The 21,287-nt window shown below is 41.7% G+C and carries 24 protein-coding genes; 13 read left to right on the forward strand and 11 right to left on the reverse strand.

The window, feature by feature from the left end; genetic code table 11:
• Positions 1–47: 47 nt before the first annotated feature.
• Both aspS and hisS read right to left on the reverse strand, forming a co-directional pair.
• Positions 48–1,835, reverse strand: coding sequence for an aspartate--tRNA ligase (gene aspS / locus FD12_RS09380; protein ID WP_056982822.1), 1,788 nt, complete (start codon positions 1,833–1,835; stop codon positions 48–50).
• Between the two features lie 2 nt (positions 1,836–1,837).
• Positions 1,838–3,145, reverse strand: a complete 1,308-nt coding sequence (gene hisS / locus FD12_RS09385) for a histidine--tRNA ligase (RefSeq protein ID WP_054746605.1) — start codon at positions 3,143–3,145, stop codon at positions 1,838–1,840.
• Between the two features lie 367 nt (positions 3,146–3,512).
• Between hisS and FD12_RS09390 the strand changes: the two genes are divergently transcribed.
• Entirely contained in the window at positions 3,513–4,358 is an 846-nt protein-coding gene (locus FD12_RS09390; RefSeq protein ID WP_054746604.1) for an N-acetylmuramoyl-L-alanine amidase family protein, read from the forward strand.
• Positions 4,359–4,370: 12 nt separating this feature from the next.
• A complete protein-coding gene (locus FD12_RS09395; protein WP_056982824.1) occupies positions 4,371–5,213 on the forward strand; it encodes a fructosamine kinase family protein in 843 nt (280 codons plus the stop codon).
• Here FD12_RS09395 and FD12_RS09400 read toward each other — a convergent pair.
• The 6 genes from FD12_RS09400 to FD12_RS09425 all read right to left on the reverse strand — a co-directional run bounded on the left by FD12_RS09400 (position 5,210) and on the right by FD12_RS09425 (position 10,936).
• Positions 5,210–5,851 (reverse strand): HAD-IA family hydrolase, encoded by a 642-nt coding sequence (locus tag FD12_RS09400; RefSeq protein ID WP_056982826.1) that lies wholly within the window; start codon positions 5,849–5,851, stop codon positions 5,210–5,212. The two genes, FD12_RS09395 and FD12_RS09400, sit on opposite strands and share 4 nt — an antisense overlap.
• A 194-nt stretch (positions 5,852–6,045) precedes the next feature.
• Positions 6,046–6,492 carry a D-aminoacyl-tRNA deacylase gene (dtd, locus tag FD12_RS09405; protein ID WP_056982828.1) on the reverse strand — a complete coding sequence of 149 codons (447 nt, stop codon included), beginning with the start codon at positions 6,490–6,492 and terminating at the stop codon, positions 6,046–6,048.
• Between the two features lie 12 nt (positions 6,493–6,504).
• Positions 6,505–8,733, reverse strand: coding sequence for a RelA/SpoT family protein (locus FD12_RS09410; RefSeq protein WP_056982830.1), 2,229 nt, complete (start codon positions 8,731–8,733; stop codon positions 6,505–6,507).
• An 83-nt stretch (positions 8,734–8,816) separates the two neighbouring features.
• Entirely contained in the window at positions 8,817–9,563 is a 747-nt protein-coding gene (locus tag FD12_RS09415; protein WP_056982832.1) for a 16S rRNA (uracil(1498)-N(3))-methyltransferase, read from the reverse strand.
• Between the two features lies 1 nt (position 9,564).
• On the reverse strand, positions 9,565–10,524 hold the full coding sequence (gene prmA, locus FD12_RS09420) for a 50S ribosomal protein L11 methyltransferase (RefSeq protein WP_056982834.1): 960 nt from the start codon (positions 10,522–10,524) through the stop codon (positions 9,565–9,567).
• Between the two features lie 43 nt (positions 10,525–10,567).
• Positions 10,568–10,936 carry a hypothetical protein gene (locus FD12_RS09425; RefSeq protein ID WP_056982836.1) on the reverse strand — a complete coding sequence of 123 codons (369 nt, stop codon included), beginning with the start codon at positions 10,934–10,936 and terminating at the stop codon, positions 10,568–10,570.
• Positions 10,937–11,107: 171 nt separating this feature from the next.
• On the opposite strand from FD12_RS09425, the gene FD12_RS09430 reads away from it, so the two are divergent.
• The 3 genes from FD12_RS09430 to FD12_RS09440 all read left to right on the forward strand — a co-directional run bounded on the left by FD12_RS09430 (position 11,108) and on the right by FD12_RS09440 (position 13,059).
• Positions 11,108–11,503: a hypothetical protein gene (locus FD12_RS09430; protein WP_056982837.1), complete on the forward strand. Its 396-nt coding sequence runs from the start codon at positions 11,108–11,110 to the stop codon at positions 11,501–11,503.
• A 232-nt stretch (positions 11,504–11,735) separates the two neighbouring features.
• Positions 11,736–12,161, forward strand: coding sequence for a hypothetical protein (locus FD12_RS09435; RefSeq protein WP_056982839.1), 426 nt, complete (start codon positions 11,736–11,738; stop codon positions 12,159–12,161).
• A 643-nt stretch (positions 12,162–12,804) separates the two neighbouring features.
• The gene (locus tag FD12_RS09440) at positions 12,805–13,059 is read left to right on the forward strand and encodes a hypothetical protein (RefSeq protein ID WP_054746602.1); all 255 of its coding nucleotides are present in this window, start codon (positions 12,805–12,807) and stop codon (positions 13,057–13,059) included.
• A 111-nt stretch (positions 13,060–13,170) separates the two neighbouring features.
• Here the strand turns inward: FD12_RS09440 and FD12_RS09445 are convergent, their stop codons facing one another.
• Positions 13,171–13,416 (reverse strand): hypothetical protein, encoded by a 246-nt coding sequence (locus tag FD12_RS09445; RefSeq protein WP_056982841.1) that lies wholly within the window; start codon positions 13,414–13,416, stop codon positions 13,171–13,173.
• A 154-nt stretch (positions 13,417–13,570) separates the two neighbouring features.
• Here FD12_RS09445 and FD12_RS09450 point away from each other — a divergent pair, with 154 nt between their 5' ends.
• The 8 genes from FD12_RS09450 to FD12_RS09485 all read left to right on the forward strand — a co-directional run bounded on the left by FD12_RS09450 (position 13,571) and on the right by FD12_RS09485 (position 18,113).
• A complete protein-coding gene (locus FD12_RS09450; RefSeq protein WP_054746601.1) occupies positions 13,571–13,906 on the forward strand; it encodes a helix-turn-helix domain-containing protein in 336 nt (111 codons plus the stop codon).
• A gap of 196 nt (positions 13,907–14,102) precedes the next feature.
• On the forward strand, positions 14,103–14,264 hold the full coding sequence (locus tag FD12_RS13915) for a hypothetical protein (protein ID WP_162258727.1): 162 nt from the start codon (positions 14,103–14,105) through the stop codon (positions 14,262–14,264).
• Between the two features lie 42 nt (positions 14,265–14,306).
• Positions 14,307–14,720, forward strand: a complete 414-nt coding sequence (locus FD12_RS09455) for an Ltp family lipoprotein (RefSeq protein ID WP_054746600.1) — start codon at positions 14,307–14,309, stop codon at positions 14,718–14,720.
• A gap of 31 nt (positions 14,721–14,751) precedes the next feature.
• Positions 14,752–15,099, forward strand: coding sequence for a hypothetical protein (locus FD12_RS09460; protein WP_054746599.1), 348 nt, complete (start codon positions 14,752–14,754; stop codon positions 15,097–15,099).
• Positions 15,100–15,122: 23 nt separating this feature from the next.
• Complete coding sequence (locus FD12_RS09465) at positions 15,123–15,554, forward strand: hypothetical protein (RefSeq protein WP_056982843.1); 432 nt, start codon at positions 15,123–15,125, stop codon at positions 15,552–15,554.
• A gap of 373 nt (positions 15,555–15,927) precedes the next feature.
• Positions 15,928–16,284, forward strand: coding sequence for a hypothetical protein (locus FD12_RS09475; RefSeq protein ID WP_054746596.1), 357 nt, complete (start codon positions 15,928–15,930; stop codon positions 16,282–16,284).
• A 251-nt stretch (positions 16,285–16,535) separates the two neighbouring features.
• A complete protein-coding gene (locus FD12_RS09480) occupies positions 16,536–16,844 on the forward strand; it encodes a hypothetical protein (protein WP_054746595.1) in 309 nt (102 codons plus the stop codon).
• 111 nt (positions 16,845–16,955) lie between these two features.
• Positions 16,956–18,113, forward strand: coding sequence for a tyrosine-type recombinase/integrase (locus FD12_RS09485; protein ID WP_056982844.1), 1,158 nt, complete (start codon positions 16,956–16,958; stop codon positions 18,111–18,113).
• A gap of 69 nt (positions 18,114–18,182) precedes the next feature.
• On the opposite strand, the gene lepA is transcribed toward FD12_RS09485, so the two are convergent.
• Complete coding sequence (gene lepA / locus FD12_RS09490; RefSeq protein ID WP_056983128.1) at positions 18,183–20,021, reverse strand: translation elongation factor 4; 1,839 nt, start codon at positions 20,019–20,021, stop codon at positions 18,183–18,185.
• A 116-nt stretch (positions 20,022–20,137) separates the two neighbouring features.
• Entirely contained in the window at positions 20,138–21,286 is a 1,149-nt protein-coding gene (gene dnaJ / locus FD12_RS09495) for a molecular chaperone DnaJ (protein ID WP_056982845.1), read from the reverse strand.
• Position 21,287 lies beyond the last annotated feature (1 nt).

Genomic DNA, 21,287 nt, shown 5'->3' on the forward strand with positions numbered 1-21,287 from the left:
GCAATTATTTGCCTAAGACTATTCAAATAGTGATTAAAGAACGTCGTTTATTTTTGATCGTCATGATCAGCAACAAACAAGCCCAAGTCTTCGAGCTGTTTGTTAGCAACGGGTTGTGGGGCGCTGGTCAACGGTTCAACAGCCTTAGAATTCTTAGGGAACGCAATGACGTCTCGAATGTTCTCGCGGTCAGCAAGCAATCTGACAAAACGATCCAAACCGATTGCCAAACCACCATGAGGCGGAAAACCGTAGTCAAGTGCATTTAGGAAGTAACCGAATTGAGCTTCGGCACTTTCTTTCGTAAACCCAAGGGCTTCAAACATTTTTTCCTGAAGGGCCCGGGTATGAATACGAATGGAACCCCCACCAAGTTCGAGGCCGTTCAAAATAATATCATAACTTTGAGCGTAAGCCTTATGAGGATCTTCGCCCTTGTTCATTAAGTAGTGAACATCGTTTTCATTTGGCATTGTAAATGGATGATGGGCAGCAACGTACCGCTTTAAATCAACATCCCATTCGAATAATGGCCAGTTAACAATCCACAGGAAAGCAAACTTGGATTCATCGATCATATTTTGTTGCTTAGCAATTTCAACTCGTAGGTAACCAAGCGTATTGGCAACAACCCGGGTATTATCAGCGGCGAATAAAAGTAAGTCGCCAGGTTTCGCTTCTGCCTTGGCTAAAATCTTTTCTCGCAGATCAGGATCCTTGAAGAACTTCGCAATCGGCCCATTGAAGCTATCGTCAGTAACTTTTAACCAGGCAAGCCCCTTAGCACCAAATCGTTCAACGTAGTCGGCAAATTGATCTAAATCTTTTCTAGAATACTTATCAGCACCGCCAGGAACGGCAATCGCCTTAACTTGGCCGCCATCTTTAACAGCACCTGAAAATACCTTGAAATCAACGTCTTTCATAATGTCTGAAAGATCTTTCAATTCCATTCCAAAACGCACATCAGGCTGATCAGTCCCAAAGCGGGCCATTGATTCATCCCAGTCCATCCGCTTGAATGGCAATTGAACATCGATTCCCATGGCATCCTTCATGACCTTGGCAATGAAGCCTTCAGTGACGTCTTCAATTTCCTCTTGATCGGCAAATGACATTTCCATATCAATTTGGGTAAATTCAGGTTGACGATCACCACGCAAATCTTCGTCACGGTAACAACGTGCAATTTGATAATATTTGTCGAAGCCAGCGCCCATCAACAATTGTTTAAATTGTTGGGGAGATTGTGGCAGCGCATAAAAGGACCCTGGATAAACTCGTGAAGGAACCAAGTAATCCCGAGCACCTTCTGGAGTTGATTTTGTCAACGTTGGCGTTTCAATATCGATGAAACCTTCTTTGTCAAAGAAACTGTGAATTGATTGAATAATTCGATTTCTCAACAAAATATTTTTTTGCATCTCAGGACGACGAAGATCCAAGTATCGATACTTGAGTTTAAGGTCTTCAGAAACGTTGATATTGTCCTGAATGTAAAATGGCGGGGTCTTGGCAGTGGCCAAAATCTTGGCATCGGTGATGTCGACCTCAATTTTACCAGTCTTCATCTTCGAATTGATTTCTTTAGGGTCTCGGGCAACAACCTTGCCCTTGGCTTCAACAACGTACTCGCTTCGAAGCTTATCGGCTACTGCAAGGGCATCCTTGCCAAACTCCTCACTAAACACTAATTGAACGATTCCTTCACGGTCACGCAGTTCAATAAAAATCAAGCCACCAAGGTCTCGGCGCTTTTGAACCCAGCCTTTTAAAACAACTTCTTGGCCGATCAACTTATCGTCAACCAAGCCAGCATAAGTGGTTCTCTTCATGTCTAATCAATCTCCTCATCATCATTAAAATATTTATTGATCACATCATCAAAATCATGAACAATGTCATTCAACGGAACCGAAACTTCTTTTCCGGTTGCCATTTGTTTAACATTTGCGGTCTTGGCCTCAAGTTCACTTTCACCGATTGTAATCGTGTATTGCGCGTTTAATTTGTTTGCAGTCTTAAACTGGGATTTTGGCTTGCGATCGAGATAATCCCGATCAGCCGCAAATCCATTTGCCCGCAGTGCTTGAACAATCTGGAGGGTCTCAACACTGGTTTGGTCACCAATTCCGACAACATAAGCGTCAAGTTGGTCAAGGACTGGGAAGTTAACGTTTTGAGCTTCCATCAATAACATTAACCGTTCCATTCCCATTCCAAACCCAATTCCGGGCATTTCTGGCCCACCAAGCTGTTCAACCAGCCCGTTATAACGACCGCCGGCACAAATAGTCGTATAGCCATCCCCAAGTGCCTTTGAATTGACCATGATCTCAAAGATCGTATGGTTATAGTAATCCAAGCCTCGAACCATATCAGGATCAATCACGTAGGGAATGTTCAAGGCATCCAACAACGACTTAACTTTATCAAAATGACGCTTCGAGTCTTCATTGAGATAGTCAAGAATTGATGGCGCATCCTTGACAATGGCTTGATCCCGTTTGTCTTTACTATCTAAAACCCGCAATGGATTCTTGTGGAGGCGAACCTTGGAGTCGTCGCTTAATTCATCAAAATGAGGATCCAAGTAATCAATTAAAGCCTGACGGTAAGCATCCCGAGATTCTTTATCACCAAGCGTGTTAATTTCCAGTCTCAGATCTGAAAGCCCGAAATGTTTGAGCAAATCCATGCCCATTGCAATCACTTCAACGTCTAACTCAGGTTCGTTACTCCCAAACGCTTCAACGCCAATCTGATGAAATTCTCGTTGCCGGCCGGATTGTGGCCGTTCATAACGAAACATCGACCCCATGTAGAACACTTTAACCGGCCGTGGATGCTCCGGACCATACAATTTATTTTCAACAAACGCCCGAACAACCCCAGCCGTTCCTTCTGGGCGCAAGCTCATGTGCCGGCCACCCTTGTCATCAAAGTCATACATTTCTTTGGTGACAACGTCTGAAGTGTCACCAGATGTTCTGGAAAAAACATCAAAGCTTTCAAACATCGGTGTGCGAATTTCATGATATCGATAATCTTCAAACAACATCCGAGCAGTTTCTTCAACATAATTCCATTTTTTTGCATCATCTGGAAGAATATCAGCTGTTCCTTTTGGTCGTTGATATTTCATTAATTGTTGCCTCCCATTTATATTTTCCGAAAAAAAAGACCCCTGTCCTCAGACAAGGGTGCAAACGCACGGTACCACCTTTATTAACTCTCAAGAATAACGCTCGCGCGAATAGCAATCACTATTAACCATTAACTCAAAAAGTGTCACTTCAGAATCATTACCACATTCTCTCAGCAAATGAATGTTCTCTGTCCGGCAATTCCTCTTACTGTTCTTTTCATTCGGTTGAATATTTAACTGTAATTAAGATTAGTTGACAACGACTGAAAAGTCAAGAACCGATTGGTGGGAACCGTCAACAAAGCTAGCCTCCTTGGCAATTTTCAACTATAATAATGTTATTTGAGTGAATGGAAGACATTTAATGAAAACGATTAAGGAAAATAAGAATTGGATAATCACCACTGCAGCAATCGTGATCACGTTCCTCATTCTGTTGTTGGCACTCTACTCCAACTCAGTCACGGTTAAAGTGAACCAGTTAAATATTCGCAGCGGGCCGGCAGTCACCTACTCGGTCAAAGCAAAAGTCAAACAAGGCCAACGCCTGCAGGTCATCAGCCGCAAAGATGACTGGCTTAAAGTAATTTATAATCACAAAATTATCGGCTGGGTGGCATCGTGGTTAGTCACCAATCCGGACATTAAAAATGTCACCAAGCTTTCCGAAGCAACGGTCGTCATTGATCCCGGCCACGGCGGCGACGACACAGGTGCCCTATCCGCAACTGGGCAGCCAGAGAAGCGCTATACTTTAGATGTCGCCAAATTAGTGGCCCAAAAGTTGCGTGCTCGGGGAACAAAAGTCATCATGACCCGAGATAGCGATAAAACCGTTCCGCTTTATTCGCGGCCACGAACGGCAATCAATGCGTCGGCCAATGCCTTTATTAGCTTTCACTTTGATTCCTCTGATGCCGATAACACTGCTTCGGGTTACACGTGTTATTATTACCACAATGGTCAATCTAAGGATCTTGCCAAAGCTGTTAATACCCAAATGCAAGCGTTACCGCTAAGGAGTCGGGGCGTCGATTTTGGCAATTACCTCGTGATCCGGGACAATTCGGTACCAGCAATCCTGATTGAAGGCGGGTATATTAACACCAACAAAGATTTCAAGCTCATTGAAAGCAAGTCTTATCAAGAAGCATATGCCGATGACGTTGTTTCTGGATTGGCAAACTACTTTAAAAATCACAATCACTAAGGAGATCATCTTATGTCTTTAAGCAAAAGTTGGCTTCAACAATTACCAATCGATGACGTCAAAACCATCAAATCAGTTTCAGGCGGTGATATCAACGATTCTTACATGTTAGAAACTCAAACCAACAAATATTTTATGAAGGTTCAACCAAAACGGGGAAAAGAATTCTTTGCTCATGAAGTTGAAGGCTTGGAGTTACTGGGAAAAGTTGCCAATACCCCCAAAATTGTTGCCACCGGTGAAGTTGGCCTTGATGGCTTCCTCATTTTAAATTGGATTGATACTGGCAGCGGCAGCCAAGTCGAACTCGGCAAAATGGTCGCCAAGGTCCACCAACAACACGCCAAGCAGTTTGGCTTAGATCATAATTTTACAGCAGGTAAATTGCCCAAAAATAACACTTGGCAGTCGGACTGGACAACCTTTTATCTCAATCAGCGACTTCAACCGCTTGTCGATTTGGCCATCAAAAAAGGCCGCTGGAATGACTGGCGAAAAAAACAATTCCAGTCAATGAGCAACCAATTTAAAAAATACTATTCAACTCATGATGTGACCCCAAGCCTTTTACACGGAGATCTTTGGTCTGGAAACTATATGTTCACTTCAGATGGCACCCCAATGCTGATCGATCCGGACGTCTTTTATGGCGACCGGGAACTCGATATTGCCATGACCACTATTTTTGGAGGCTTTTCTCAAGAATTTTATCAAGGCTATAATTCTGTCTATCCACTCAAGATCGGCGTCGATAAAAGACTTGGCTGGTATCAGCTGAACTACCTATTAGCGCATTTGAACCTCTTCGGGGAAACTTACGGGCCAATGGTCGATCAAATTCTGAGAGCTTACTAGGATTTGGATAGCCAAGGGATTAGATCAGATAACGCAGTGATCCGAATATCCGGATTCCCAGAATCACCAATAATTCCATCAGGATCAAACAAACAAGAAGCAATATTTGCATTGTGCCCCGCAGCAACATCTAGCTTGCGGTCACCAATCATTATTGCTTTTTTTCTGTCAACATTATTTTTGGTAATCAGGTAATTGATCGATTCTGGATTGGGCTTTCGAGGAAATTTTTGGTTAGAAGTCACGTAATCTGTAAAATGCTGCGCCAGATCAAACTGGGCCAATAATGCCTTGGCTTGATTATCACGATGCGTCAGCAAATAATTATGACCGCCAAGCTGTTCAGCGAGGGCAAGAACAGCTTTTGCTCCCGGAAACGGTTCGGCCGAAGAAACCAGTTCAGTCTGATACCGCTTATTCAATGTTCGCAATGTTTTTTCGTCAATGCCATAAAAGGCCGCGCTCTTTCGAATCGCCGTTCCGACATCATGCTGACGCATCGTGAGATAAATATCGTGCTCATCAATTTCAACCTCATCAATATCGAGGTCGATTAAGGCGTGTTTGAACGCCTGCACCATTTTTGGATAGGTGTTAAATAAAGTGCCATCAAAATCCCAAAACAATTGATTGATCATTTAGTTATGTTGCTCCTTCTGTAAGAGATTGCCGAGTCAAGCTGTTGAAAAAACCGAAAATTCCTCAAATATTAACTCAAAACAACCAACGATGAACGAACTTGGTCCATCATTGGTTGTTTTGCTACGGCGCAAGAACGATATTCGGAAACCTAATGTGACGTTGATTAAGGATCATCCTCTTTGATTGTCACTCACTTATTCTCGGTGTCAAATAAAATCGTGACTGGGCCATCATTTTGGATGTCCACCAACATATCAGCACCAAAGATGCCGGTTTGGACATCTAATCCTGCATCCCGTAATTTGTCATTAAATTGTTCATATATCTGATTAGCATGACTGGGTTCGCCTGCTCCAGTAAAACTGGGTCGATTCCCTTTTCTGGTATCACCATATAAAGTAAATTGTGAAATTGACAAAATTGAACCACCAACCGTATCGATATCTAGATTCAGTTTGTCGTTGTCATCTTCGAACACTCTTAACTTATGAATCTTGTGGGCCAGATAGTCAATTTCTTCTTGGCCATCAGAATCCTGAACCCCAACCAATAAGACAAAGCCCTGACCAATTTTCCCGTGGACCTTACCATCAATCGATACTGACGCTTGTTTAACTTTTTGTAAGACAACTCTCAATTGATTAACTCCTTACCTGAATTTTCGTTCAACCAAATAAACGTCATGAACATTCTTAATTGCGTTAATTAACCGTTCCAATTGTTCAAGATTTCGAATGCCAACCAATAAACTGATCGTTGCCATTTTATTATTGTCCACCTGACCATTTACTGACGAAACTGTCTTGGTCACGTTATTGACTGCGGTCAGAACATTTGTGAGCAGTCCAGATCGATTGTATCCCTGAACCGAAAGGCTGGCTTCATAAGTGGTTCTGGCCCCCGGATCATTTGCCCAGGCAACCTCAATCAACCGCTCACCATTTTCTTCAGCCTTCACGATATTCGGACAGTCGACTCGGTGAATTGAAACACCCCGACCTTTGGTAATATAACCGACAATTTCATCGCCAGGAACTGGGGTACAACAATGGCTCAACCGAACCAGTAGATTATCGACGCCCTCGATGACGATTCCATTTGAGGATTTACGAGCCTTCTTCTTAGCGGCCTCACTGGTATTCTCGGTGATCGTTTGATGGCCTTCGAGCACTTCTTTTTCAGCTTGATCCTGACGCTCCCGCTTCTGTTGTGCTCTGACGTCTTCAGTAAGTCGATTCACAACACCAGTGGGCTGAACATCCCCAAATCCAATGGCTGCCAGCAAATCTTCTGCATGCTGATAGTGCATGTTGGTAGCAGTCATTTCTAACTTCTCAGGAGTCATGACTGCGTGCGGGTCAAATCCTTCTTCACGCAATTTACGAGTAATGATCAGACGACCATCTTCAATGTTTTTAGCCCGATCTTCCTGTCTAAAGTACTGCTTAATTTTATTTCGGGCCCGTCTCGTATGAACCAATGGCAGCCAATCACGACTCGGCCCAGCAGAACCTGTCGAGGTAATGATATCAACAATATCACCCGTTTTGACTTGATGATCCAGTGGCACAATTTTGCCATTGACCCTTGCACCTGTTGTGTGATTACCAACTTCCGTGTGGATCATATAGGCCATGTCAAGCGGACCGGCCCCCTTTGGTAATTCGTAAACGTCCCCCTTGGGGGTGAATACATAAACGTGATCGCCAAAAAGTTCACCTTTAACACTGTCCATAAAATCAGCAGCGTCATCGGTATCCTCTTGTAATTCAATGATCTGTTTAAACCAATTCAACTTATTGTTGTCTTGGGAAGCTTTAACCTCACTATGAATACCTTCCTTGTATGCCCAGTGAGCTGCAATACCAAATTCAGCGACCCGATGCATTTCCTCGGTCCGAATTTGAACCTCAAGCGGCTTGCCTTCGGGTCCAATGACGGTTGTATGCAAGGATTGATACATGTTGGCCTTAGGCATTGCAATATAATCCTTAAATCGACCGGGCATCGGCTTCCATTTGGAATGAATTGCCCCTAAAACGGCATAACAATCCTTGATTGAATCAACAATCACCCGAATTGCCAGCAAGTCATATATCTGGCTAAATTGTTTATGCTTTTCAACCATTTTTCGGTAAACGGAATAAATGTGCTTTGGGCGGCCATAAATTTCACTCTTAATGTCCAAATCAGCAATTGCGCTTTTAACTTCCGCAATTGCTTTTTCGATATAATCCACTCGTTGATCCCGACGTGAATTCATCAAATGAACAATCCGATAGTATTGCTGAGGGTTCAAATAACGTAATGAAATGTCTTCAAGTTCCCACTTAATCGTTCCAATACCTAAGCGATCAGCGATTGGGGCATAAATCTCCAGCGTTTCTTTTGCAATTCGCCGTTGTTTATCAGGCCGCAATGATTTCAGTGTCCGCATATTGTGCAGTCGATCAGCCAACTTAACAATCATCACCCGGATATCTTTACACATTGCCAAGAGTAGTTTTCGGTGATTTTCCGCCAACCGTTCTTGACTGGACTTGTATTTAATTTTGGAAAGCTTCGTGACCCCATCAACTATCAAGGCAACATCGTCCCCAAACAGCTCTCTAATGTCACCAAGAACTGCACCGGTATCTTCAACCACATCATGCAGAAAACCGGCTGAAACAGTCTCAGGATCCATATGAAGGTCAGCTAAAATCCCGGCCACTTGAATGGGATGAGTAATATAAGGCTCTCCCGATTGCCGTCTCTGATCCTGATGAGCGATTTTGGCAAATTCATAGGCCTTCTTGACTTGCTTAACGTGCTCATCATTCATATATTCAGACACTTTTTTAATGACATCGTCCGCTGTCCAAATTTTAGTTGCCATTCTTATCAACTCTTCTCTAAATCTACCCCTCACCGGGTTTGTGAATGCTATTATGAATATTCTAGCATGATTTGCACGTTTATTCAGCTACCTTGTAATTCGGTCAAGACGGAAACTGCCGTTAGAAAATATAACGGCGCCGTTTCGGTTCTCATAATCCGTGGCCCCAAACCAACGTTGATAAATCCATTTTGATTCAATAATTGAATTTCTTCAGGGGCAACCCCGCCTTCGGGTCCAAACACCGCAACGACCGAATGATCAGCCGCCGTAGCTTCCACTTGCTTAACAAGTTCAGCCTTTTCACCAGCTTTTGCAGATTCTTCGTAGGCAACCAGTTTGGTATTAAAATCCATCGCCACAAGCGCTTCCAAACTCTTTAAATAGCTCACTGTCGGCACCACATTTCGATGTGACTGTTCTGCCGCGCTCAAGGCGACTTCGTTAAGTCGCTTGATCTTTTTGGCACTTTTTTGGTCCCACTTAACAACTGACCATTTCATTGGCAAAAAGATCACCTGAGAAACCCCCAGTTCAGTCGCTTTTTGGACGATCAGTTCTGGTTTATTCCCCTTTGAAAGGCCACTGACAATCGTCGCCTTAATTGGAAGTTCAACGTTCACAGGTAATTGCTTGATGACCGTCACGGTGACTTTTTGCCCAACTAATTGGCTTACTTCAGCTTGAAAAACACGCTGTTCTGAAGAGACTACCTCAATTTGGTCGCCAATTTCAGCCCGAAGCACTCGGCTTAAGTGATGGCTGACGTCATCAGGAAGTTGGATTTGATCGCCAACTTTAATTGTTTGGCTTAAAAAATAATGTTGCATATCATTCCTCATCCTTTGGCTTTTGGGCAATAATTGCGTACCAGTCTTTCATTTTCATTGATTCTAAGACTTGAAAGCCACCATCAACCATCGCCTGTTTGACTAAGTCATACTTATCATTAATGATGCCAGAAGTTAAAAAGTACCCGCCCACTTTGAGGTTGGCAAATGCCTGAGGAACCAGTGGCACAATAATCTCCGCCAAAATATTGGCAACCACGATATCAACGTGTTCATGAATGCCCTTCAGCAAGTCATTAGCAGAAATTTGAATATCCTTGGCAGCCGGATTTAAATCAATATTTTTCTTTGCAGATTTAACCGCCACATCATCGACGTCAAATGCCTGCACATTACCCGCACCCATTAACTTGGCCGCAATGCTTAGAACTCCTGAGCCAGTGCCGACGTCCAAAACCGATTCGCCGCCGTGCATGACAATTTCGAGCGCCTGCAAAGATAGTTGGGTTGTCGGATGTGTTCCGGTCCCAAAAGCCATTCCTGGATCCAATCGAATGATTTTTTCAAAATCAGTTTTCGGTTGATAATCTTCCCAACTTGGAACCACCGTCAACATTCTGGTAATTGAAACGGGATGATAATATTTTTCCCAAGCAGTCCGCCAGTTTTCGTCTTCGACAGCGTTAGTAGTCACTTCAGCGGGACCAGGATTTAACCCGAATGATGATAATTGCTGAACCCGTTTGGTTATTTCAGGCACTTTCGTTTGAATATTTTTGTTATTTGGAAAATAAGCGGAAACAATCGCTCCCGTTGCAACGTGGGTTAATGATGCCGGATCCACAATTTCTCCGTGACGACCATACCGGCCGGCTTTGAGTTTATCAAAATCCTTGGCGTCTTCTATTGATACGCCGGTTGCACCATCCTCCATCAAAATATTTGAAACTGCCTCGACAGCCTCACTACTTGTGATGATTGAAACTTCTGTCCAGTCCATGTTGGTTCCCCTTTGTTAATTTAGTAAATACAAAAAGAGCATCCTACTTGGATGCCCCATCAGGTACTTGATGCTCTTTATCGTCATTGTTCTCATGAGCTTTCTGAGCCTTTTCCTCACGAGCACGAACTTTGGCCTCGTGCTTAAGAAGGTGCCCTTCCAAATATTGCAGCAATTCAGATTCATTATCAAAAATCCGTGGATGCTTTTGCTTGTGAAGGCGTAAGTCAATTTCATTGATTCGTTGCCTGCCGGTCCACTTATGACTGTAACGAATAATTAACCGATTGTCTAAACGATCACGACCAAATCGGAAAATATAAATGTTATCTGGCGTAAGTAAGGGGCGAATATATTCTTTTTTATAAAAATAACCATTTTTTCTAAGATATTGTTTTGTTCTACTTAACAACGATAGCTACCTCCTTACTTGTTATTTTATTAAAGGAACTCAAATCGAATAAAAAACGAATTAATATATATAATAATTGAATGTGATCGAAAACGCAAACATTTTGTTGACAATCCCGCTTGCTTTCCTTGATCTATCTATCATATTATTGAAGAAAGGAGTTGAAAGGACATGGAACTATTTCGTATTCGGTTTATTAACAAAATTCGGCCAGATACCATTGAGATCAGATATCGGGCAGTCTTAGAAGCTCATTCAAGCGATACAATCTTTGAAGGGCATCAGTGTTTCAATCGAAATTACTTAGACTATACAATTTTAAAAAACGGTGAGGTGGCGTTACGAGCCATCACAAATATTTTTTCGGCGGTTCCGAAGAATCTTGTTTTGGATAAAGTCAGTTTCGAACAATCCCATGATCGTAATCTATTGCAAGTTCCAACCAAGCAGTTTTTTGATGACTATATTATCAATAATCATCAAATAGATCGCGTCATCAAGAAAACGGACGATGAGCACCATGCGATCATTGACACCAAATTGATTACCGAGCTCCGAATCGGGTGATCCTCTCTCAAGTCAGCATATTTCCAAACCATTGGGTGAACAGAACCGAAATTGAAAACGTGTTTTTTGTATAGTCTCCAGACCAAATAATTAATAAAAAATTTGACTCTATATGTCAGCTGACATATGATATAGGTGGAATTATTAATTTAAACAATTTAATGTGGAAATTGATTTGGGGAATTGATGACATTTGTTATCAAAATTAGGGATCAATTCCGGGTGAAGGAATATGAACGTCAGGGATAAAATTCAAGTGATTATCGATAGCGGGGATAGTGCTTATCAAATTCAACAATTGACTGGAGTTAACTCATCAGTCATTATTCGCTTAAGAAATAATAACCGTTCGATTGATAATTTATCATTGAAAACCGTAGAGAAACTTGAACAGTACTATGATTATCACTTATCAGCCAAACATCCCGCACCAAAGGATGTCCATTTATCGCATTTTCGCCACCGACTCATCAACGTTTTACAGGAATTGTATGAGTTCCAGCAGGAAAAGGTTGAACAAGTGGCCGCCCCTGATGATGAACAGGCAATGGCTGCAGTCATCGAGCAACTCTTTAATGACGTTTTGGCTGATCAGTTAGAGATCGAAAAAATGAAACAAATCTACAATCAGAAGTTAACTAAGAAGCCAACGGTGTGATTCAAAAACACATGAAACATTAAAAATGGGAAGCAGATCATGATGTGATCGCCTCCCGTTTTTTTGCGCTTATTTGTCGCCTTTTTCTTCCTCGTCAGTTTGCAAAACAGCCATGAAGGCTTCCTATGACAATGGTCGAGCAAGTCTATAATCTCCTTGAATGTCCTCCTAAATGTGTCTTCATAGGGTATTAGAATTCATAATAGATCTTAGAACATCTCTCTATATTCATCAGCTCTCTTAACTAATATGGTAGGAAAAATGTCGGAATTCAATTATTTTATAACTCTTAGAATATTCTGTATACAAATTTTCGTATATCTAATATAGATGTGAGTGTAATGATAGAAGCCCAATTTGAAATGATTGGAAGATGTATTTTCGTGTAGCTTACGGCACTATCACAATCTTAGAAGAGTCATTGGATATCTTACTCTTTGCCGAGCTTCCAAAGTGGCTCAATAAATTTCAAGATAATTAGCGAAAGGCGTTCATTGTGACACAATTAGCATTTAAACTGATGTAACATGAGCAGTCTTCTCACATAACCCGGTATGCGTGATCCCATCATTTTTAGGATAACAAGGCTAGAAAATATCTTTAGTGAGATAATTAAGTTATTCCATTAAAGGTGGTGAATTACATGCGGATAACCATTGCACCTATTTCAGAACAAGGAATCAACTTTTCAGTTGTCTTAATGAAGCCGAACTTTCAATTAACTTCTGGCAATATGGCCAGTTTGAATTCCGAACTCCCTAATGATTTTCCAAGACCAATTGTTGTTGCCCGTGAGTCTCGATCAGGATTAGAGTTTTACGGAAGAACGGACATTGTCAATTTTCTTTCGAATCTTGATCCTTCACAGATCCCTTGGCGGAGCTACGACATTCAATAGGCTGTGAACTGATCTTAGAAACACTATGTGCAAACTCTGAGTGTTTTAAGCTACCTGCAATAGCTTGAAGCACTTCTTTAATTTCATCTTTGGAATCGCTAATTGTAATTTTCATTCAATCGCCCTTTTCCCTTTAATACGCTTTGTCTCATTAAAAAGCGAAAAAATATCAGAGAACAACTTTTTCAATGCTCGTTTAAAATAACTGTGAATAGTTTGCAGCCAATTTTGTGTCTGTATTCCTATTGCCATTTTCAATACTTCTAAAGCCAGTTTAGCTATGCCAAGCATTCCGCCCAAAATTTTTTGAGACACTCCTATCTTTTTACATGCATTTACCAATGCTTGGTGTTTCAAATCCTAACTTTATTTCTGATACATATCGTATCAACCGATTAATATTATAGTATATATTATCAATACTTTTTCGATACATTTTTGATGTTTTTTAAATGAAGATACATATTGTATCGCTTTTCTGATACAATTAGTTGCGAAAGGCGGTTGTAAAATGGCAAAAGAAACGATTGGCGCTCGATTACGGTATCTGCGAAAACAAACCAACCGTACTCAAGAAGAGGTTGCAAAACGAGTAGAATTAAGTCGAGCAGCCTACTCTCATTTTGAAAATGACAGAAACGAACCTGATGCTACAACAATACTCCGCTTAGCTGATTACTTTGGAGTTACAACTGATTACATTCTCGGTCACAAAGTAAATGATAATCACAGAGTAGCTGCTCATGAAGATCCAGATCTTTCCCCTGAACAGCAAAAAGAGATTGATGAGTATATTGAGTTCAAGAAAGCACAGTATAGGAAAGATCATCAAAAGAAAAAGGACTGATTCGAATGGATGCTATTGAGCGTTTGAAGTCTCAATATTCCCAGCTCAGTTACAAATTTTAACATATATTGTACGGTTTACAGGGGTTGGCCGTGGGCAACGAAATAACCATAAGTTCAGATATATCAAATACAAGCAGCTACAATGACTGTATGAGGAAATTTACATCTGTAGTAGATATCATGTTGATGGTAATATGATGCAAGTGAAACGAGTTCGTAACTGGGGAATGGAACATCAAGTACCAAAAGATCCACTGGAAAGGCTAACTAAGGCTGATGTAGATAGCGACTATGAGATTGCCGACGATCTTGGCGTTCAAGCTGACTATCTGCATAGGGTTGGATTTATGTATTAGTATCATTTTAAGGATATTTATTAATTGTTGGAGGGAATTACTATGAGTTTTAAGAAGTCTATTTTAATTTTTGCAACATCCCTAACACTGGGGTTAGGTGTGACAATCACACCGCTTGTCACAGAAAATTCACCAGTCGTCATCCAAGTCAGTGCATCTTCTAAGAGTGCAGCATTACATAGTGCATATTTTTATGCCCGTTCACAGCACATGTCTAAACGTGGTGTCTACCACCAATTGATTTCTAAATATGGTGATGGTTTTTCAAAGCGCTCTGCCAGTTATGCTGTTCGTCATCTCCACGGTATTTCTTGGAATCGGAATGCATTAAAATCGGCACGTTTCTACCGACACAGCGAACATATGTCAAACCGGGCAATCTACCATCAGTTAATCTCATCATATGGAGACATGTTTACCAAGTCGCAAGCCCGTTATGCTGTCCGACATCTTTGAAATGTAAAAACTTTAGTCTTGGGGGAATATCATGGAATTTAGAAAATCAATTTTATTAGGAGTTGCCGCACTATCATTTGGGGAAGCAATCACTTTTGCTCCTGCTACCGTAGAAGCATCGTCATGGCATAGTTCTGCTATACCATATCGGTTGCGTGGTCATTGGTATGCCAAAGTCAACCCCCATCAAGGGGTCAAAATCTATCGCCATTATATCCATTACTCTGGTGAAAAATCATTACACGTTAAGTGGAAATATATCGGCAATCATTTTTACAAATTTTACCCAACTAATTATGGCGGAGGTGCTTTTTCTCTACATTACTTTGGTCCTCACAAAATAACCATGGAATCATTTTGGCATTCATATTTTAGATAATTTAACATCTTACGGAGGAAATCGTGAAAATCAAAGAATCGATTTTATTCGGGGTTACAATATTATCAATGGGGATTATTGCTTTCATCAGTAATATTTTGTCCGCATCAGCACACACATGGTGGGATGGCACACCTACTAATATACGTGGTCATTGGGTGGCCCGGAATGTCTACCTTAAATATATGGGTTTTAGCAACCATGCTACTTTCAAAGCAACGACACATAAAGTTGAATTTGCCTACTCAGCATCATCGAACATTACCTTGCACAAAACATATTGGCAAAAAACCGGCGCTCATTCCTATACCTTTCACGGTTCATGGTATCGAGATGGTGGTTTTGATCAGCGAATTACAATCAAAAAGTTGAGTTCTCATCGCCTTCGGGCATATTTCGATGGTCATTCAATTACTCGTGGATCTGTCTATCCAAATTCGTTCTTCAAGAGATGAGGAAAATCATGAAATTCAGGAAATCAATTTTGTTGGGGGTTGCAGCAATTACCGTCAGTTTAGGGGGCGTTGAAACTTCAATTCAAGCGAAGAACTTACCGTCTTTTGCGTCATCATATTGGTATAAAGCACGGACTGTACACGTTCGACATGCAGTTTATGCTTCGCAAATTAACCCAAAAACATGGTCTGTTCGACAATGCAAAGTTTTAAAATCTGGTACAAGAATTCGTATTTATAATTCGGCAAACTTAGGCTGGGTTGTCAAATCATCCAATTTGCATCACTCGTCAGGTTATACATGGGTTGTTAAGGGCCATTACAATACAAAATGGATCAAGAAATAGAATGATTACTTATTGGGAGGCAAATCATGAAGATCAAAAATAGTATCTTGTTGGGAGTTGCAGCATTAACAATTGGATTCAGCTTCGAAAGCATATCTAATGAACCTCAAACAGCTAATGTGTCGGCAAGCTCTTCATTTGCCTATGGTCGCTGGGTCACATTGACGAAGACAACGAGGGTTCGGACTGTCAAACTTGGTCATCCAATGTCCAATAGCTATACAGTTGGATGGCATACTTTACATCGCGGCCATCACATCAAAATTCGTGAATCATGGGTATTTGGTTGGGTAGCCGAAAGTGGTCATTTCAACTCTGGATCACGCTACGCATATGTATTGTGCCATCAGGGAAAATCGTGGTTTAGAACCGGGATCCATTAAATTTTTGAATATTATGCCCTAGTATCGAGCAATCGATACCCTAGCACTGGGTGAATTCAGGGGAAGCCTGTCGGGTTATCCTGAGCCAAGCGCATAATCGCCTGAAATAATTATGTGAAGGTGCAACGACTAACCGTTGAGTGGCAACAATAATACGGACACGAGCGCCCAGCATCCCATGCGGATGAAAAGATAGTCTGAACTTTTTGGGAACAAAAAGAAGCCCTACCTAAGTCGACAGGGCGATAACAATGTTGAATCGTGCATCCGGTATGTTCAAAGTTACATTACCTACTCCAAATAGCACTAACCTTTCTAAGAAACCATTTACAGGAGTTGATAGCATCAACAAGAACTTTGCACCAATGGGACACTTGAATTCTAATGTGGCTGACAGCATGGCAACAATTAACCGTATGAGTAAGATTGCTTCACACTTCGCTGAAAGCCCAATGTCCAAATTTATCCAAAACGCTAACAGACAACAGGATGCATTAACTGGTAAACAATATTCAATAAATTCAGTATACATCAATAATATTTATATTAAACACAATTGATATAAATATTATCTATAATAATTGCCCGTTCAGGGCTTTTATTTAACAAGTTAAAAGAACGTATGTTCTATTCATATTCAATATTCTATCTATGAAGAAAGGAAGATTATTATGGCACGAGGATCAATCCGCAAAAAAGATGGCTATTACTACTATTCGTTTGAAATTGGGCGTAAAGATGGCAAGCGTCGGCGTATAGAGCGCTCGGCAGGTGCTTCAAAGCAAACGGCTGAAAAGTTGCTTAGGCAGGCTCTCAGTGAATATGAGAGTGGTGATCAAGTCCCTGTTGAAAGCAATATGAGCACCGAGGAATATTTTCGCTTCTGGTATGAAAATTATGTCGTGACCAATCTCAAAGAAAATACCCAAAAGAATTATCTGGGAATTTTGGATAACCATCTCATCCCCAAATTTGGGATCTATAAAATTAAAAGTGTTAATCTGGCCATGATCCAGGCGTACCTGAATCAACTTGGTGAATCATCTCTATCCAAACACACTTGTGAGATTATTCAGACCGTTTTACGGAAAGCTTTTAAGATGGCAGTGTTCCCATATCAATTAATTAAACAAAATCCTACCATCTACACCCAATTCCCCCAATACAATGAGGATCGAACCTACACCCGAGAAAAATTGAAAATAATCTCAATGGATCAATTTGAACAAATCCTAGCAATCACCCCTAAAGCTAATCCAGTCTATATGCCGATTCAAATTGCCTTCAATACTGGTATGCGCCGTGGCGAGGTCTGCGGGTTGCAATGGGATTGTGTCAACTTTGATAAACAAACGATCCAGGTTAAACGCAATATGCAGCAATACGGCAAAGCAGATTGGAAGTTAGAAACGCCGAAAACCCAGGCAGGCTATCGAAAAATCGTAATTGGCCCGACCCTGATCAATATTTTAAAGGAGCAGAAGAAACATCAAATGGAACAACGATTTCGTTATGGAGAATTCTATTATGAATCCAACTTCATTTGTACAAAAGAAAACAGGAAACCGGTTCTCCCGAATTCTGTTAAATACTACTGTGCAGAAATTCAGAAAAAGCTTGGTTTCCCGTTTAGTTTTCATTCTTTACGACATACTCATGCGACCATGTTACTAGAAAATGGTGCCAAGATGAAAGAGGTTCAGCATCGATTAGGTCACGCCAAGATCACCACAACGATGGACACCTATTCTCACGTCACCCGAAAGATGCAAAATCAGACCGTTAATATCTTCGAAAAGATGCTGAAGCAATCTAAAGATGAGGGCTAAAATTTCCGACATTCAAACCTTAGGTAGGAATTTGATATTCTTTAGTAAGCAATATCAGCCCATAAATCCTTATTTGTCGCCTTTTTCTTCCTCGTCAGTCTGCAAAACGGCCATGAAAGCCTCCTGCGGGATATCGACCTTCCCCACAGCTTTCATCCGTTTCTTACCGGCCTTCTGCTTCTCAAGTAACTTCATCCGTCGAGTTCGATCACCACCATACAACTTGGCGGTCACGTCTTTTCGATAAGCCTTAATATTGGTCCGGGCAATAATTTTCGCCCCAATTGCGGCTTGGACCGGAATTTCAAAGTTTTGTCGTGGAATGATGTTCTTTAATTTGCCAACGATGTCACGAGCACGAGTGGCCGCAAACTGTCTGTGTGAAATAAAGCTCAAGGCATCGACCTGCTCGCCGTTTAGGAGAATATCAATTTTAACTAGATCACTTGGCTTATAGTCTTCCAAATCGTAATCCAGCGAAGCATATCCCTTGGTGCTGGATTTTAATTTATCAAAGAAGTCAAAGATAATTTCTGACAATGGCATGTGATAAATCACATTTACCCGGTATTCATCGAGGTATTCCATTGTTTCAAATTCACCCCGGCGGCGTTGGCAAAGTTCCATGACAGGTCCCACATATTCGTTAGGGACCATGATGGTTGCCTTCACATAGGGTTCAGAAATCTGTTTAATTGCTGAAACATCGGGCATTTCAGATGGGTTTTCGACTTCTTTCTTTTCACCATCGGTCATATCGACTTCGTAGGTAACTGACGGCGCCGTGGTAATCAACTCAAGATTAAATTCCCGCTCTAACCGCTCCTGAACAACATCCATGTGAAGCAAGCCCAAAAAGCCACAGCGAAAACCAAACCCCAACGCTTTAGAAATTTCTGGTTCAAATTCCAACGCAGCATCGTTCAGTTTTAATTTTTCAAGGGCCTCACGCAAATCGTCGAACTTCGCGTTGTCGGTTGGATAAAGTCCGGCGTATACCATTGGATTCATAATCCGATAGCCAGGCAGCGCTTCGTCAGCGGGGTCGTCAGCGTTAGTAACTGTATCCCCGACACGAGTTTGAGTAATATCCTTAATACTGGCAGTGATGTAGCCAACATCGCCAGACATCAAGTAGTCACGTTTAACCGGCTTGGGTGAGTTTACACCAACTTCGGTTACTTCATATTCACTGCCACTGTTCATCATCCGAATCTTGTCACCTGGCTGAACGGTTCCTTCGAACAGACGGACGCTCAAAACAACCCCACGATAGTCATCGTAAACTGAATCAAAAACCAGCGCCTTTAATGGCCCGTTCACATCACCATCGGGAGCCGGTATCTTATGAACAATTTGTTCTAGCAAATCTTCAATCCCAATGCCCTTTTTCGCACTTGCCAAAACAGCGTCGGATGCGTCAATTCCGATAACATTCTCAATTTCAGTTCGCACTTTTTCAGGCTCAGCTGACGGTAAATCAATTTTGTTAATCACCGGAACAATTTCAAGGTTGTCATCGATAGCTAAATAAACGTTAGCCAACGTTTGAGCTTCAACCCCTTGAGCAGCATCGACGACCAAAACAGCCCCTTCACAGGCCGCCAAACTTCGTGACACTTCGTATGAGAAGTCAACGTGTCCAGGGGTATCAATCAGATGAAACTCATAGTCATGCCCGTCTTTGGCATGATAAGTCAACTCAACGGCATTCAACTTGATCGTAATGCCCCGTTCTCGTTCCAGATCCATGTTATCCAACAATTGATCCTTCATGTCCCGTTTAGCAACTGTATCAGTCATTTCGAGAATTCGATCAGCAAGTGTCGATTTCCCATGGTCGATGTGAGCAACGATGGAGAAATTGCGAATATACTTTTGATGATCCTTCATTTTTTCTAAATCCATGTTGTATCTCACTTTCATTCTTCATTAAATCTCTTATACCAACCATTATAACAATTAAGAGGCTGGATTTAACCAACCTCTTAAAATAATGTCACTTATTTAAGTTTAGAATGCTTTTATTTTTTGTTATCGAAAGCATCCTTCATTTTGTCAAAAAAATGACCGCCGCCTTTGCCATCAAGGCTTTCACCACTCGCTTTGGCAAATGCTTCCAAAGCAACTTTTTGATCCTTATTTAAATTCTTAGGGGTTGTAACAGTCACCGTAACCCGTTCATCACCAGTGCCATTACCACGAAGACGAGGAGCGCCTTTACCCTTCAATCTAAACGTCGTTCCAGTTTGCGTTCCAGCAGGGATCTTCAATTCAACATCCCCATGGACCGTTTTCACTTTGACCTTGCCACCTAAAGCAGCACGGGCAAAACTGATTTTCTCGTCAACAAAAATAGTTGAGCCATCTCGAGTAAAGTCTTTACTTGGTTTAACTTTAAAGACAATGTACAGATCACCGTAAGGGCCACCATTTTCGCCAGCTTCACCTTGTCCTTGAAGGCGCATTTGCTGACCATCGTCGATTCCGGCTGGAACGTTAACTTCTAATTCATGACGTTCGTCAACTCGACCACGGCCACCACAGGTTGGGCACTTTTCTTTAATTTCTTTACCAGTTCCATGACAAACCGGGCAAGTTTGCCGTGACTGCATTCTACCGAGCGGGGTATTCGTTTCGGTCGTGACATATCCACGGCCGCCACAACGAGAACAGGTTACAGGTGAAGTTCCTGGCTTGGCACCAGTTCCGCCACAAGTCTTACATTGAGCTTCACGATTATATTTAATAACCGTCTTCTTACCAAAAATGGCTTCTTCAAATTCCAGCGTCATTTGATACTGGAGATCGCGGCCCTGCCTTGGTGCAGAAGGATCCGCATTCCGTTGGCCGCCACCAAAGAATTGGCTGAAAATATCATCAAAGCCAAAACCGCCGCCACCATCGAAATTACCGAATCCACCAGCGCCGCCACCGCCAAATCCGGCACCAGCACCATCGGCTGATCCGTATTGGTCATAGTTTGCCCGCTTCTGTGGGTCACTTAACGTTTCATATGCTTCGTTAATTTCCTTGAACTTCTCCTCAGCATTAGGAGCCTTGTTGATGTCAGGGTGCCACTTCTTGGACAACTTACGATAGGCGTGTTTGATTTCATCGTCGCTGGCGTCTTTTGAGACCCCGAGGATATCATAATAATCTTTACTTGCCATT

Source organism: Lentilactobacillus rapi DSM 19907 = JCM 15042, assembly GCF_001436255.1.
GTDB classification, from domain to species: Bacteria; Bacillota; Bacilli; order Lactobacillales; family Lactobacillaceae; genus Lentilactobacillus; species Lentilactobacillus rapi.